The organism is Pseudomonas sp. p106 (assembly GCF_003936645.1).
Classification (GTDB): Bacteria; Pseudomonadota; Gammaproteobacteria; order Pseudomonadales; family Pseudomonadaceae; genus Aquipseudomonas; species Aquipseudomonas putida_E.
Genome location: NZ_RHQR01000003.1, coordinates 99,195 through 114,050 on the forward strand (window position 1 = coordinate 99,195; position 14,856 = coordinate 114,050).

The window sequence follows — 14,856 nt, forward strand, 5'->3', positions numbered from 1 at the left end:
CTATGCCACATGACGGCAGCCTGCTGCAGGCTACAGTGGTCTTCCTGCTGGCCGTGGTGCTTCTGGTGCCACTGGCGCAGCGTCTGAAGATGGGGGCGGTGCCTGGCTATCTTCTGGCCGGCATCCTGATCGGCCCTTCGGTATTGGGGCTGCTTGATAACCCAGGCAACGTGGCACGGATTTCAGAGATCGGTGTGGTCATGTTGCTGTTCGTGATTGGCCTGGAGCTATCACCACAGCGCTTGTGGACCATGCGCCGGGCGCTGTTCGGTGTCGGGGCGCTGCAGGTCGGGCTGACTGCCCTGGTGCTTGGCTTGCTGGCGTATGCAGTGTTCGGCCAATCGAAACCGGCGTCGATCGTTCTGGGGCTGGGCCTTGCCCTGTCGTCCACCGCGTTCGGCCTGCAGGTCCTGGCCGAACGCAAGGACCTGGGCAAACCGCACGGCCGCCTGGCCGTGGCCATCCTGCTGTTTCAGGACATCGCCGCCATACCGCTGATTGCCGTGGTGCCGTTGCTTGGCGGTGATGTCAGCACTGCCGATGAGCGCGCCTGGCCGCTACTGGCGGTGTCACTTGGCATTGGCCTGGTGATCGTCAGCGGCCGTTACCTGATGACGCCGGTGTTCAAATGGACAGTCGGGTCGGGCCTGCCGGAGCTGTCGACCGCCACCGCCTTGCTGGTGGTGCTGGGCACGGCCTGGGTGATGGAGCACGTGGGCATATCCATGGCCCTGGGCGCCTTTCTTGCTGGTGTGCTGATGGCCGAGTCACCGTTTCGCCACGAACTGGAAGCCCAGATCGAGCCGCTCAAGGGCCTGTTGCTGGGGTTGTTTTTCGTCGGGGTGGGAATGAGCGCCGATTTGCGTCTGCTGATCGGCATGCCCCTGGCCGTGCTGGGGCTCACGCTGTTGTTGGTGGGCATCAAATTGCCGCTTCTCTGGGGGTTGGGCCGGCTGGCGGGTGGGCTCACTCACCCGCAGGCGTTGTGCCTGGGGGTGGTGCTGGCATCGGGCGGCGAGTTTGCGTTCGTCGTATTCAAAATGGCGCTCGAACATCACGTTCTGACTCGACAGGTGCACGACCTGCTGGTGCTCGCGATCACCCTCTCGATGGCGGTGGTGCCGCTGGTGATGATGGCCCTGGCGCGACAGCTGCCTGAGCGCGATACCTCGCACCCTGCACCCAGAACGGACCACTGAATCGCGCCCGCCTGGCGCACTGAGCACGAGGAGATGAGTCATGCAGCCGAGTATCAAACTGGACAGCGCCCGGTCACGGGGCCTGCTCGATGTGCTCATCAAGGCAGGCCTGGTGGCTGCCCTGGTGCTTTTTGCCTTTCAGGTTTTCCAGCCATTTCTGGAGCTGATGCTGTGGTCGGTAATCCTGGCGGTGACGTTGTATCCGCTGTACCAACGCATCAAGCGTGGTTCAGGTTTCAAGGACGGCTATGCGGCGACACTGGTGGTGCTGCTGGTGCTGGTGGTGTTGCTGGTACCGATCTACCTGGTGGTGATGTCCATCGGTGAATCGGTGGACCACCTGGTGTCGCTGATCAGAAGCGACAGCTGGAGCGTGCCGGTGCCGCCCGACTCTGTGGCCAACTGGCCACTGATCGGGCCAAAAGTCCATGCGCTGTGGCTGTCAGCCTCCGAGAACCTGGCCGATGTGATTGCGCAATGGATGCCCCAGCTCAAGAGCGCCGGGCGTACGGCATTGGGTGCGGCGGCCAGTGCCGGCGGGGCCTTCCTGCTGTTCGTCGGCGCGATCATCATTTCCGGCGTGATCATGGCTTTTGGTGATCGTGGCGAAATCGCAGCACAGCGCATCGCCATGCGGATTTCTGGCCAAGAGCGGGGCAAGCCGCTTGCCACGTTGTGCACCGCGACCATTCGTGCAGTGGCGCAAGGGGTGATCGGCATCGCCTTCATCCAGATGCTGTTGATCGGTGTGGGCTTCGTGATCAAAGGCGTCCCAGGTGCCGGCATGCTGGCCATTCTCATCCTCATGCTGGGCATCGCCCAGGCCCCGGCGACGTTGATCACGTTGCCGGTGATCATCTACGTACTCAACGTCGAGGGCTTCACCGTGGTCACTATCGTGTTCGCTGTCTACACCTTCGTCGCCGGGCTTGCCGACAACGTGCTCAAACCTTTGTTGCTGGGCCGCGGGGTGGATGTGCCGATGCCGGTGGTGTTGATCGGTGCGCTGGGCGGCATGGTGGTCAAGGGCATCATCGGGCTGTTCCTCGGCCCGGTGATCCTCGCTGTGACCTACGTGCTGTTCTGGCAATGGGTGGCCTTGCAGGTGCCGGAGCAACCCGCGCCGCCGGCAGCCTGAGCCAAGGCCTGCCATGCCCAGGCGCTGCTGTGGGTTGAGCCTGCTGATGGTGCTGGCCGGTTGCACCCAGGTCGGCCCGGACTATGAGTCGCCCCGGCACCCGTGGTTGGACAGCTGGAGCACGCCCTTGCTCGAGCAGGCCCAGCGCAGGGCTGAGCAGCCGGAGCTGCGCCAGTGGTGGGCAGTGTTTGCCGACCCGGCCTTGGACGCACTGATCGCCGAGGCCGACGCCAATAACACCAGCCTGCGCCTGGCCGGCCTGCGCGTCGCCGAGGCCAGGGCGCAGTTGGCCATCGTCCAGACCGGGCGTTATCCACAGTTGCAGCAACTGCGTGGGCAGAGCCTGTACCTCAAACAGGACCAGTCCGGCACCGACAGCGCCCGCGATTCGGTGTTCTGGCAGTCCAGCGTGGGTTTCGATATCGGGTGGGAGATCGATTTCTGGGGGCGTTTCAGCCGCGCCATCGAAAGCGCCGATGCCGCTTATTTCGCGTCCCAGGCCAATTACGCCGACGCCATGCTGCTGATGCGTGCGCAGGTGGCCGACACCTACTTTGCCCTGCGCACCGCCGAGGCGCGGCTGCAGATCGCAACGGAGAACGCCAGGCGCCAGGCGCGTAGCCTGGAAATTACCGAGCGGCTGTTCCGCCACGGCGAGAACGACGAGCTCGACTGGCAGCAGGCGCGTACCCAGTATCTGGCAACTCAGGCCACGATTCCCGAGTTCGAAAACCAGCTCAATGCCTTGCGCAATGTGCTCTGCGCATTGCTCGGCAGGCCGCCCGGGCCGTTGCCGCAGCTGGCTGCGCGGTACGGCCAGTTACCACTGCCGGACCGGGCTGTGTTGCAGGACGTGCCCGCCAGCCTGCTGCAGCGGCGCCCCGACATTCGTGCCGCCGAGCAAGCCGTGGCGGCGCAGTCGGCACTCGTCGGGGTGGCCACCGCGGATCTTTATCCACAGCTGAGCCTGCTGGGCAGCATCGGCTGGACTTTCGTATCGGCCAATCAACTGCCCAACACCTTCGACCTGGCTGCCGGGCCAAGCCTGCTATGGAGCCCCTTCGACTACGGCCGCCGCAAGAATGCCGTGCGTGTCGAGGATGCGCGCCTGCAGCAGTTGATCGAGCTGTACCAGCAAGGGGTGCGTGAAGCTGCGCGTGAGGCCGATGACGCCGCCAGTGGCCTGGTGCGTTCGCTGCAGAGCGCCAGCATTCGCCAGGAGGCCTCGCAGGCCGCCCAGCGCTCGCTGAGCCTGGCCAGCGCCCAGTACCAGGAAGGCTTTGCCGATTTCCAGCGCGTGCTCGATGCCCAGCAACTGCTGTTGCAGCAGCAGGACGGCTACCTGGTCAGCCGGGGCAACGCAGTGAGCAGCCTGGTGACGCTGTACAAAGCGCTGGGCGGTGGTTGGGACAACCAGCGCAAGCCCGTTGACCCGGCCACCCGCCAGCAGATGGAAAACCGTACCGATTGGGGTGACCTGCTGGACGAGCCGGCCCCCGCCGACCCTGAACAAGGTGAGCCCTGATGAGTGACGCCGTGGACACGCCCCCTGACCGCGCCATGCACTGGGTGTTGGTGCTGATCATCGTGAGCCTGGTGTGGTACCTGCTTGCCGACCGGTTCACGCCTTATACCCAGCAGGCTCGTCTGCAAGCCTATGTGGTGCCCGTGGCCGCTGAAGTTGCCGGGCAGGTCAAGCGCGTGGCGGTGGGCAACAACCAGCAAGTGCGCCAGGGTGATGTGCTGTTCGAGCTGGATCAGGAGCAGTACCGCATTGCCTTGACTCGCGCCCAGGCAGATCTGGATACGGTACGCCGGCAGATCGGCGCCAATACCGCCGGCATTGACTCGGCCAAGGCCGCCTTGGTGGCGGCCCAGGCCAACGAGCGCAAGGCCCGCCAGGATGCCGAGCGGCTCAAACGGCTGATCGAAGAAGACCCAGGTACAGTGTCTGTCCGTCGCCTTGAAGGGGCGCAGGCGACCCGCGACCAGGCCATCAGCCAGGTGGCGGCAGCCCGTGCGGAAGTCGAACGGGCGCGGGAGCAGCAAGGCGGGGTGGAGGCGGACAACGCGCAACTGCGCAGTGCGGCGGCCAATGTCGAAAAAGCCCGCCTGGACCTGGCCCGCACCGTGGTGCGCGCCGATGCCAATGGGCTGATCACTGACCTGCGCACTGACGTGGGCCACTATGTTCCCGCCGGCAGTGCGATGATGACCCTGATCGCCATCCACGACGTGTGGATAAGCGCCGACATGACCGAGAACAACCTCGGTCGTCTGCGCCCTGGTACACCGGTGCTGGTGGTGCTGGACGCCATGCCCGGTAAGGTATTGCAAGGGCATATCCGCAGCATCGGCTATGGCGTGAGTGTGGGGCAGGGTACGCCGCCGGGTTCCTTGCCGACCGTACAGAACAGCCGCGAATGGCTACGCTCGGCGCAGCGCTTCCCGGTGATCGTCGAGCTCGACCGAGACCAACTTGCAGACAGGTCCGGGCTGCGTGTGGGCGGTCAGGCCGAAGTCATGGCCTTGCCCGGCGAAGGTAACCCTTTGAACCTTCTGGGGCGTGTGTTCATGTGGCTGATGAGCTGGCTGTCCTATGCCTATTGAGCTGCGACGCCTGCGCGCGCTGCGCCTGGCCTTGGGCGTGGCGCTATGCCTGGTGGCGAGTTTTGGCCTGGGCCTGCCGGTGCCCATACTTGCGCCGGTGTTCGCAGTGCTGTTGTTGGCCATGCGCAGCGAGCCGTTGCCGATCAAGGCCGCACCGATGTTGGCGATACTGGTGTTGCTCAGCTGTGGCAGCGGCCTCTTGCTGATACCCCTGTTGCGCCATGCGCCGGTGAGTGGCGTGTTGCTGGTCGGTGTGGGGGTATTTCTGGTGTTGCGCTATGCGCTCAAGGGTGGCAACGGCCTGCTGGCCAACCTGTTGGTGGTTGGCCTGACCATGATCGCCGCTGCCGGTACCAGCGATTTCACCCTGGCGCTCATGGTGGTCGAGGCGATGGCCAAGGGCATGCTGCTGGCGGTGCTGGGGACGGCGTTGGCCCATGTGCTGGTTCCAGAACCTGCGCACGCGCCTGCGCAACCTGCGCCGCCATTGCCCGATCGCGCCGATGTCGGCTGGATAGCCTTGCGTGCCACGCTGATCGTCATGCCGGCGTTCCTGCTGGCGCTGATCGCGCCCGACGCGTTCATGCCGCTTATCATGAAGGCGGTGAGCCTTGGGCAGCAGGCTGGCGAGACCCGGGCCCGGCATGCCAGCCGTGAGCTGATAGGCTCGACGGTGCTGGCGGGGGTGTTGGCGATGCTCATGTGGGCGGCATTGAGTGTGTTCGTGCACGTGTGGATGTTTTTCCTGTGGGTGCTGCTGTTCACGCTGTGGCAGGGGCGCAGGCTCTACCGCGTGGTAAGCACGCGGCACAGCCCGGCGTACTGGGTGAGTTGCCTGACCACGCTGCTTATCCTGCTGGGGCAGTCAGTGCAGGACAGTGCAGCCGGCCAGGACGTCTACCGGGCGTTTGCGGTGCGCATGGCGTTGTTTCTGGCCGTGTCGCTGTATGCCAGTGCTCTGCTGATATGGCTCGACCGGCGTCGGCTCAGCGCCGTTTAGCGGCTCATGGCTTCCAGTCCACCCCGGTGTCCTGCAGATAAGCATCCACCGCAGCACCGACAGTGGGGTGAAACGCCGTCTCGCCCATGTGCTGGAACAATTCGAACCGTTTCATCTTGTCTTTCACCGGGTCCTTCATCTCGGCGAACTGCAGCTCGACTCCCCGGGCCTCCAGCGCCCGGTCGAGTTCGGCCAGCATGTCCGCCGAAGTGATATCGATGCTGGTCACCGGTTCCGCTGCGATCACCAACCGCTGCACGGGGGTGGGCGACTCATCCACCGCCGCCAGCACCGTGGCCTGAAACTGCTCGGCATTGGCGAAGAACAGCGGCGCATCCCAGCGCAGCAGTACCAGCCCCGGTACTCTGCGAGCCTGTGGATAACGCTGCACGTCATGGTAGCCGCGGGTGCCGTCCACCCGCCCGAGCACCGCATGATGCGGCCGCCAGCCATCCCACAGGAACTCGATCACCGAAATCGCCACGGCAATGCAGATGCCGGGGATGGCGCCGAACACCGCAACCCCCACGAAGCAGGTGAACGACAGCCAGAACTCCCATTGCTGCATGCGAAAGATGCGCTTGAGGTCGGCAAACTCGAACAGCCCCAGTGCCGCCGCGATCACCACTGCGGCCAGTGCGCTGTTGGGCAGGTGTTGCAGGAGGTTGGGCGCGACCAACAACAGGATTGTCACAGCCACCGCACCGATGATGCCGGTAAGCTGGGTCTTTGAGCCGGCCGCCTCGGCCACCGGAGTACGCGACGAGCTGCTGCTGATCGGGATGCCCTGGAACAGCCCGGAGGCCAGGTTGGCCACGCCCAGGCCGAACATTTCCTGGTTCGGGTTGACCGGTGTTTTCAGGCGCGCCGCGTAGGTGCGTGACAGCACGCTGGTATCGGCGAACGACACCAGCGCCACGGCGATACCACCCAGCAGTACCTCGACCAGGTCGATGTCGGTCACCCAGGGAAAGACGAAGCTGGGCAAGCCCTGGGGTAGTTCACCGAGTACTTTCACACCCATCTGGTCGAGGTCTAACAGGCTTACCGCCAGGGTGGCGAGCACCACGGCGATGAGGATGCCCGGTAGGCGCTTGTAGGGCTTGAGCAGCAGGATCAACGCCAGGCTGGCGCCGCCGACTGCAAAGCTGGGCCAGTGCCCCTGGCCGGCGATCAAGGTCTTCGCCAAGTACCACAGGTCGCGCAGGGGCCCCTGGCTGTCGATCGATAGGCCGAACAGCTTGGGCAACTGGCTGATCAGCACGGTGAGCGCGATGCCGTTCATGTAGCCATAGCGGATAGGCTTGGACAACAACTCGGTGATGAAGCCCAGGCGCAGCAGGCCGGCGATCACGCAGAAGGTGCCAGCCACCAGGGCCATCAGGCTGGCGACGGCAATGGCTCGCTGTGGGTCGCTGGCGGCGTACTGCACCACCACGGCGAGGATCGGCGCGGCCAGCGCCGAGTCCGGGCCGAGTACCAGGATTCGGCTGGGGCCGAACAAGGCGTAGGCCAGTAAGGGAATGATGGTCGCATACAAGCCGTAGATGCCGGGCACACCGGAGGCTTCGGCATAGGCGATGCCCACGGGCACCAGCATGGTGGTGAGCACCAGCCCGGCAGCGATGTCCTTGGGCAGCCAGGCGAGCTGGTAGTGCATCAGGGTGGCCAGCCCAGGAAGCCAGCGTTGCCAGTCGAAGCCGGGGCGGGGCGGTGTTTCATGCATGGTGGTGGCTCCTGGGCGGAGGTCGCATGAAAGTGCTTTTAGTGGGCTGGCCCGAATGGGCGCCGCTGCGCAGCCCCCAGATGTAAGCCAATTACCAACTTGAAACCGAATGCTTCAATTCAAGATAGCTTGGGAATTGTCCTGCGCAGGCCCCATCAATGCAGACATCCGCCCAGGCGTATCAGCAAAGCCCTGTGAACATCCCAAAAAAAACCCTTGAGCCGCGAGGCTTCAAGGGTTTTTTACTCGGCTTGTATCAAGCCCGTGCTTACAACTCAGACGTTGAAGCGGAAGTGCATGACATCGCCGTCTTTGACAATGTAGTCCTTGCCTTCCAGGCGCCACTTACCGGCTTCCTTGGCACCGCCTTCACCCTTGAACTGGATGAAGTCGTCATAGGCCACCACTTCAGCGCGGATGAAGCCTTTTTCGAAGTCGGTGTGGATCACACCGGCCGCCTGAGGCGCGGTGGCGCCGATGCGGACGGTCCAGGCACGCACTTCCTGCACGCCGGCAGTGAAGTAGGTCTGCAGGTTGAGCAGCTCGTAACCGGCGCGGATCACGCGATTCAGGCCAGGCTCTTCCAGGCCCAGGGCCTCGAGGAACATGTCCTTCTCTTCACCGTCGTCCAGTTCGGCGATCTCGGCTTCGATCTTGTTGCACACCGGCACCACGACAGCGCCTTCTTCTTCGGCGATGGCCTTGACCACGTCCAGGTGCGGGTTGTTGTCGAAGCCGTCTTCAGCCACGTTAGCGATGTACATCACCGGCTTGCTGGTCAGCAGGTGGAAGCCACGGATGACGGCTTTCTCGTCGTCGGCCATGTTCTTCATCAGGCTGCGTGCCGGCTTGCCTTCGGTGAAGTGCGGGATCAGCTTTTCCAGGATTGCCTTTTGCGCCAGGGCTTCCTTGTCGCCGCCCTTGGCGTTGCGGGTGACCTTCTGCAGTTGCTTCTCGCAGCTGTCCAGGTCAGCGAAGATCAGCTCCAGGTCGATGATCTCGATGTCGCGCTTGGGATCGACGCTGTTGGAAACGTGGATCACGTTTTCGTCTTCGAAGCAGCGCACCACGTGGGCGATGGCGTCGGTCTCGCGGATGTTGGCGAGGAACTTGTTGCCCAGGCCTTCACCTTTGGAGGCACCGGCCACCAGGCCGGCGATGTCGACGAACTCCATGGTGGTCGGCAAGATGCGATTAGGCTTGACGATTTCCGCCAGCGCAGCCAGGCGCGCGTCGGGCATCGGCACGATGCCGCTGTTCGGCTCGATGGTGCAGAAAGGGAAGTTCTCCGCCGCGATGCCAGACTTGGTCAGGGCGTTGAACAGGGTGGACTTGCCGACGTTGGGCAGGCCGACGATGCCGCAATTGAAACCCATGGGTATTCCCCTCTCTAGGAAATCAGGCCTTCTGGCTGTGCAGCTCGCGCATTGCCTTGGCGAAATCGCCGGCAAGCACGTCCGGCAGCACGCCGAGGGCAAAATCGATGCTGGCGTCGAGCTTCTCCTGCTCGGCGCGCGGCGCGCGGCCCAGGACGAAGTTGGAGACCAGTTTGGCGTCACCCGGGTGGCCGATGCCAAGCCGCAGGCGGTGGAAGTCGTTCTGGTTGCCGAGCTGCGCGATGATGTCGCGCAGGCCGTTGTGCCCACCATGGCCACCGCCGCGCTTGAGCTTGGCGACGCCTGGAGGCAGGTCGAGTTCGTCATGCGCCACCAGTATCGCTTCCGGCTTGATGCGGAAGAAATTGGCCAAAGCCGCCACGGACTGGCCGCTACGGTTCATGTAGGTGGTGGGGATGAGCAGACGAACGTCGTTGCCCTGATGGCTGAATTTAGCCGTCAGGCCGAAATACTTGCGGTCAGCGGTCAAGGAGACGCGCTGGGCGCTGGCAATGCGTTCAACGAAAAGAGCCCCTGCGTTATGCCGGGTCTGTTCGTATTCGGGGCCGGGGTTACCCAGGCCGACGATCAACTGGATGGCGGTCACGTAGGGGCTCTTCCTTGGAGTTGGTGGGTTACGGTGCGCGGCACTGTAACCCGATCAACACCGGCGCGCGAGTGGATTACTCAGCGGCGCCTTCTTCAGCTTCTGGAGCAACGCGTGGCGCGTGAACGTTGGCAACAGCTTTGTCATCACCGTGGGCCAGAGCGACGAACTCTACGCCTTTCGGAGCTTTCAGGTCCGACAGGTGGATGATGGTGCCGATTTCAGCGTTGCCCAGGTCGACTTCGATGAACTCAGGCAGGTCTTTGGCTTCGCAGGAAACTTCGATCTGCGATTCAACGTGCGAGATCTCGCCGCCTTTCTTGACCGGGGCTTCTTCGTTGATGAAGTGCACTGGAACAACAGCGGTCAGCTTCTGGCCAGCAACGACGCGAACGAAGTCGGCGTGCATGATGAAGCCTTTGGCCGGGTGGCGCTGCATGGCCTTGACTACGACGTTCTGCTTGGCGCCGTCGACGTTCAGCTCGATAACGTGGCTGAAGGCAGCTTCGTTTTCGAACAGCTTGGCAATTTCCTTGGCCACGATGGTCAGGGATTGAGCTTCTTTATCGCCACCGTATACAACGGCCGGGATGTTCAGCGAGTGACGCAGGCGGCGGCTCGCACCTTTCCCCAGGTCACTACGCACTTGGGCGTTCAGAGTGAAATCAGTCATTTTGTTTCTCCAAAATAGCCCCCCGAGGGCGTTTGCGACCAGCGCCAACGGGGATGGCAAAAAAGCCCCGCCCCAACACATGCTGGGGCGGGGCGCTTCATATCAACACGTATTCCGCTTAGCGGAACATCGCACTGATCGATTCTTCATTGCTGATGCGGCGCACCGCTTCAGCGACTACCGGTGCGATATCCAGCTGGCGGATACGGTCACAGGCTTGAGCAGCGGCGGACAGCGGAACGGTGTTGGTCACCACCAGCTCGTCCAGTACCGACTTCTCGATGTTCTCGATCGCACGGCCCGAGAGGACAGGGTGCGTGCAGTAGGCATAAACCTTGGCCGCGCCGTGTTCTTTCAGTGCCTTGGCCGCATGGCACAGGGTGCCGGCGGTATCGACCATGTCGTCTACCAGGATGCAAGTGCGCCCTTCGACGTCGCCGATGATGTGCATCACTTCGGAGTGGTTGGCCTTTTCACGGCGTTTGTCGATGATACCCAGGTCGACACCCAGGGACTTGGCGACGGCACGTGCGCGCACGACACCACCGATGTCCGGGGAGACGATCATCAGGTTCTCGAAACGCTGGTCTTCGATATCGTCGACCAGTACGGGCGAACCGTAGATGTTGTCGACCGGGATATCGAAGAAACCCTGGATCTGGTCAGCGTGCAGGTCGACGGTGAGAACACGGTCGATACCCACGACAGTGAGCATGTCAGCGACGACTTTGGCGCTGATGGCTACACGTGCCGAACGCGGACGGCGGTCCTGGCGGGCGTATCCGAAGTAAGGAATCACGGCGGTGATTCGGGATGCTGAGGAGCGGCGGAAGGCGTCGGCCATCACTACCAGTTCCATCAGGTTATCGTTGGTCGGGGCACAGGTCGGCTGAATAATGAAGACGTCTTTACCGCGGACATTTTCATTTATCTCAGTGCTGATCTCACCGTCGGAGAATTTACCGACAGAGACGTCACCGAGAGGGATATGCAGCTGACGTACGACACGCCGAGCCAGATCGGGGTTAGCGTTCCCCGTAAAGACCATCATCTTGGACACGCGCAGTACCTGGAGGCTGAGGGTATACCTGGATGAGTATAAGGAAAATGGCAGGGGCGGCTGGATTCGAACCAACGCATGGCAGGATCAAAACCTGCTGCCTTACCGCTTGGCGACGCCCCTGTATCTGTTGCTGCGAGCGCTAGGCACTCGACTTCTTGACCAGACTTTGCAGCTTGCGATGCAACATCGAAACATTGCTTCCTTTCGCCACAAACCCTGTTTGGGTCGCTGAAAGAAGGGCCAGAACTTTATCAGCTTCGGCTTTGCTTGGGAAGGCCCCAAACACACAACTTCCAGTGCCGGTTAATCGAGCTTCAGTGAATTTACCCAGTGAATTCAACGCGTTGCGAACTTCTGGGTAACTCTGCTCTACCACCGGTTGGCAGTCATTTCGACTGTTTCCCTCGGGAACGGGGCGCATCTTAAGGGGGAGGGAATCACGTGTCAACTGTGGATGTGAAAAAATTTCTACTGTGCTGACAGACACTTGCGGCACCAGCACGACGTACCAGGGTTCGGCCGGGTCGACCGGGGTCAATTGCTCACCCACTCCTTGGGCGAATGCTGCATGGCCACGCACGAACACCGGCACGTCGGCACCCAGTGTCAGGCCCAGGGCAGCCAGGCGATCCTCGTCCCAATCCAGTTGCCACAAGTGCGCCAGCGCCAGCAGTGTGGTCGCTGCATCCGAACTGCCGCCGCCGATGCCGCCGCCCATGGGCAGCACCTTGGTCAGCCATATATCGGCGCCAAGGCCGGTGCCGGACTGTTCCTGCAGCTTGCGCGCGGCGCGCACGATCAGGTTGCTGTCGTGGGGCACCGCTTCGATCTCGGTGTGCAGGCGGATCGCGCCGTCTTCACGCAGGGCGAAAGTCAGCTCGTCGCAGTGATCGAGGAACTGGAAGACGGTTTCCAGTTCGTGGTAACCGTCCGGGCGGCGGCCGATGATGTGCAGCCACAGGTTGAGCTTGGCCGGGGCGGGCAGGGTGAGCCTGTGCATCGGTCAGCGCCCCAGCTGGCGTGGCTGCCAGTCCTTGACCACCAGGGTCACGTCGAGGTCCTTGCCGTGCAGCTTCAGGCGCTCGGGCAGCCAGTAACCGTTCTGTTCGGTGTAGCTCAGGTACTGCACCTGCCAGCCGTCCTGGTCCAGGCTGGCCAAGCGGCTGTCGCCATCGAGGGTCAGCTTGCTCTTGCTGTCGGGGGCGGGCAGGCCGCGCACCCACCAGACCAGGTGCGACACCGGCAATTGCCAGCCCAGCTGTTCTTCTAGCAACGCTTCGGGGCTGGCGGCTTCGTAGCGGCCCTGATTGGCCACTTCCAGTACCACGCCGCCGGGGCGGCCGGTCAGGCGTGCTGCGCCTCGGCCCAGCGGGCCGGCCAGACGGATGTCGTAATAGTCCTGGCGCTGCAACCAGAACAGCGTGCCACTGCCGGAGTCGCGCGGGGCGCGGATGCCGACCTTGCCGTTGATCTGCCAGCCGTCAAGGCTGCTCAGTTGCTCTTTATGGGCGCGCCACTGTTGTGGGTCGCCGTGGCCCTGCAGGGCCTCCCGGCTACCGAAGCCGGCACAGCCGGCCAGCAGGGCGATCAGGGTAAAGGTGATGCAATGGCGCAAAAACATGGCGTTAAAGGGTCTCGGATCCGGTCAGGCGCAAGACGGTCTTGCGCAGGATAGGGCTGTCGGGCTGGGCCTCGAAGGCCTTGGCCCAGACTTGGCGAGCTTCACGGCGCTTGCCGTTGGCCCACAGAACCTCGCCCAGGTGAGCAGCCACTTCATGGTCGGGGAAGCGCTCCAGGGCCTGGCGCAGGTAACGCTCGGCCTCTTCGAGGTTGCCCAGGCGATAGGCGACCCAGCCCATGCTGTCGAGGATTGCCGGGTCGTCCGGGGTCAGCTGATAGGCCTTTTCGATCAGGGCCTTGGCTTCAGCGTAACGGGTCGTGCGGTCAGCCAAGGTATAGCCCAGGGCGTTCAGCGCCATGGCGTTTTCCGGTTCGCGGGCGATGATGGCGCGCAGGTCTTTTTCCATCTGCGGCAGGTCGTCACGCTTTTCGGCCAGCATGGCGCGGGTGTAAAGCAGGTTGAGGTCGTCCGGGTAGCGCTGAATGGCCTGCTGCAGCACTTGGTTGGCCTGGGCGTCCTTGTTGTTGTTGCTGTAGCTTTCCGACTCGATCAGGTACAGCTGGATGGCGAGTTCCGGCTGCGCCTCGCGCGCCTCGGCGAGCTGGCGTGACGCTTCGGTGCCGCGACCATTGGCGATGAGGATGTCGGACTGACGCAATTGTGCAGGCAGGTAGTCGGGGCCCGGGCCAACCAGTGCGTATTCGCGCAGGGCGCCGGCCGGGTCGTGGCGTTCTTCGGCGATGCGGCCCAGGTTCAGGTGGGCGGCGTCGACGTTGCTGTCGCGCTCGATCAGCTCACGCAGGTAGCTCTCGGCTTCGTCCCAGTCCTTGTTCTCCAGGCACACCAGCGCCAGCGAGTAACGTAGCTCGTCGTCGTCGGGGTATTGCTGGACCAGGCTGATGAACTCGGCCTTGGCATCGGCGATGCGGTCCTGTTCGACCAGGGTGCGCGCATAGGTCAGGCGCAGGCGCTTGTCTTCCGGGTTGTCGCGGATCGCCCCGCGCAGCAGCGGCAGGGCTTCCGGGCCGCGGTCCAGGGCCTGGAGCAGGCGGGCACGAAGCAGGGTCGGGGCTATCTCGCCATTTTGTGCCGGGTGTGATTCAAGCAGTTCGAGGGCTTCTTCGGCCTTGTCGTCCTGGTTCAGCAGCAGGGCCTTGCCGAACACGAGCTGGCTGTTGTCGGGGTACTTGACCAGCAGGCGGTCGAAACTCTGCATCAGACCGTCGCGGGTGCTCTGGTCGGTCTCTGCGGCCGACAGGGCGAGGAAGTCGAAGTGCGTGTCGCCCTGGCCCTGCAGCACCTTCTCCATATAGGTCATGGAGTCGTCATAGCGGCCTGCGCGGGCCAGCTGGATGGCCGCGGCGCGCTGGGCGTCGAGGTTCTGCGGGTCGTTGCGGGCCCAGATCAAAGCGCTATCCAGGGCCGGCTCGTCGGCGCCGAGGTACTCGGCGATGCGGTAGGCACGCTCGGACACGCCCGGGTCCTGGGTTTTCTCGGCCTGGTCGGTGTAGTTGGCCAGGGCGATATCAAACCGGTTGCGCTGGCCGGCCAGCTCGGCCACCAGCAGGCTGTAGAGCGTGTCCTGCTTGAACGACCCATACACCACGGGCTTCTCGGCCTCGGCCTTGCCGGCTTCGGCAACGGGAGGCTCGGCCTTTTGCGGGGCCAGGCTCTGGCAGCCCTGGAGCAGGGCGAAGGCAAGCAGCAGTGCGTAGGGTCTGTTCATATAAAGAGGCTTAGAAGGACTTACCGGCGGTCGGAGCATGATGACACAAGCGCGGGGGCAAACCCACACGCGAAGGTCGCGGTTTACAGTGATGCTCTTGGTATATAGGGACAATAG

Annotated in this window: 13 protein-coding genes and 1 tRNA gene; 5 read left to right on the forward strand and 9 right to left on the reverse strand. The window is 63.3% G+C overall.

What is annotated here, in order from left to right:
• Nucleotides 1-2 precede the first annotated feature (2 nt).
• From EGJ09_RS05070 to EGJ09_RS05090, 5 genes are read left to right on the forward strand one after another with little or no spacing between them, the layout of a single operon-like run.
• A complete protein-coding gene (locus tag EGJ09_RS05070) occupies nucleotides 3-1,199 on the forward strand; it encodes a monovalent cation:proton antiporter-2 (CPA2) family protein (protein WP_046784573.1) in 1,197 nt (398 codons plus the stop codon).
• A 40-nt stretch (nucleotides 1,200-1,239) separates the two neighbouring features.
• Entirely contained in the window at nucleotides 1,240-2,337 is a 1,098-nt protein-coding gene (locus EGJ09_RS05075; protein WP_115273855.1) for an AI-2E family transporter, read from the forward strand.
• A gap of 13 nt (nucleotides 2,338-2,350) precedes the next feature.
• A complete protein-coding gene (locus EGJ09_RS05080; RefSeq protein WP_125923388.1) occupies nucleotides 2,351-3,862 on the forward strand; it encodes an efflux transporter outer membrane subunit in 1,512 nt (503 codons plus the stop codon).
• Complete coding sequence (locus tag EGJ09_RS05085; protein WP_119687777.1) at nucleotides 3,862-4,947, forward strand: HlyD family secretion protein; 1,086 nt, start codon at nucleotides 3,862-3,864, stop codon at nucleotides 4,945-4,947. Before EGJ09_RS05080 ends, EGJ09_RS05085 begins: the two co-directional genes overlap by 1 nt.
• Nucleotides 4,937-5,947 (forward strand): DUF2955 domain-containing protein, encoded by a 1,011-nt coding sequence (locus EGJ09_RS05090; RefSeq protein ID WP_125923389.1) that lies wholly within the window; start codon nucleotides 4,937-4,939, stop codon nucleotides 5,945-5,947. The genes EGJ09_RS05085 and EGJ09_RS05090 overlap by 11 nt, the downstream gene beginning before the upstream one ends.
• Nucleotides 5,948-5,951: 4 nt before the next feature.
• On the opposite strand, the gene EGJ09_RS05095 is transcribed toward EGJ09_RS05090, so the two are convergent.
• The 9 genes from EGJ09_RS05095 to EGJ09_RS05135 form a co-directional block, all read right to left on the reverse strand.
• Nucleotides 5,952-7,673: a SulP family inorganic anion transporter gene (locus tag EGJ09_RS05095; protein WP_125923390.1), complete on the reverse strand. Its 1,722-nt coding sequence runs from the start codon at nucleotides 7,671-7,673 to the stop codon at nucleotides 5,952-5,954.
• A 275-nt stretch (nucleotides 7,674-7,948) separates the two neighbouring features.
• The gene (gene ychF, locus EGJ09_RS05100) at nucleotides 7,949-9,049 is read right to left on the reverse strand and encodes a redox-regulated ATPase YchF (RefSeq protein WP_046784567.1); all 1,101 of its coding nucleotides are present in this window, start codon (nucleotides 9,047-9,049) and stop codon (nucleotides 7,949-7,951) included.
• A gap of 22 nt (nucleotides 9,050-9,071) precedes the next feature.
• Entirely contained in the window at nucleotides 9,072-9,656 is a 585-nt protein-coding gene (pth, locus tag EGJ09_RS05105; protein WP_008099045.1) for an aminoacyl-tRNA hydrolase, read from the reverse strand.
• Between the two features lie 76 nt (nucleotides 9,657-9,732).
• Complete coding sequence (locus EGJ09_RS05110) at nucleotides 9,733-10,329, reverse strand: 50S ribosomal protein L25/general stress protein Ctc (RefSeq protein ID WP_012316267.1); 597 nt, start codon at nucleotides 10,327-10,329, stop codon at nucleotides 9,733-9,735.
• 118 nt (nucleotides 10,330-10,447) lie between these two features.
• A complete protein-coding gene (locus tag EGJ09_RS05115; protein WP_003247410.1) occupies nucleotides 10,448-11,389 on the reverse strand; it encodes a ribose-phosphate pyrophosphokinase in 942 nt (313 codons plus the stop codon).
• 48 nt (nucleotides 11,390-11,437) lie between these two features.
• Nucleotides 11,438-11,512 (reverse strand) — tRNA-Gln (locus tag EGJ09_RS05120).
• Nucleotides 11,513-11,531: 19 nt separating this feature from the next.
• Nucleotides 11,532-12,392 carry a 4-(cytidine 5'-diphospho)-2-C-methyl-D-erythritol kinase gene (ispE, locus tag EGJ09_RS05125; RefSeq protein WP_125923391.1) on the reverse strand — a complete coding sequence of 287 codons (861 nt, stop codon included), beginning with the start codon at nucleotides 12,390-12,392 and terminating at the stop codon, nucleotides 11,532-11,534.
• A 3-nt stretch (nucleotides 12,393-12,395) separates the two neighbouring features.
• Nucleotides 12,396-13,013 carry a lipoprotein insertase outer membrane protein LolB gene (gene lolB, locus EGJ09_RS05130; protein ID WP_046784565.1) on the reverse strand — a complete coding sequence of 206 codons (618 nt, stop codon included), beginning with the start codon at nucleotides 13,011-13,013 and terminating at the stop codon, nucleotides 12,396-12,398.
• 4 nt (nucleotides 13,014-13,017) lie between these two features.
• The gene (locus tag EGJ09_RS05135) at nucleotides 13,018-14,739 is read right to left on the reverse strand and encodes a tetratricopeptide repeat protein (protein ID WP_125923392.1); all 1,722 of its coding nucleotides are present in this window, start codon (nucleotides 14,737-14,739) and stop codon (nucleotides 13,018-13,020) included.
• Nucleotides 14,740-14,856 lie beyond the last annotated feature (117 nt).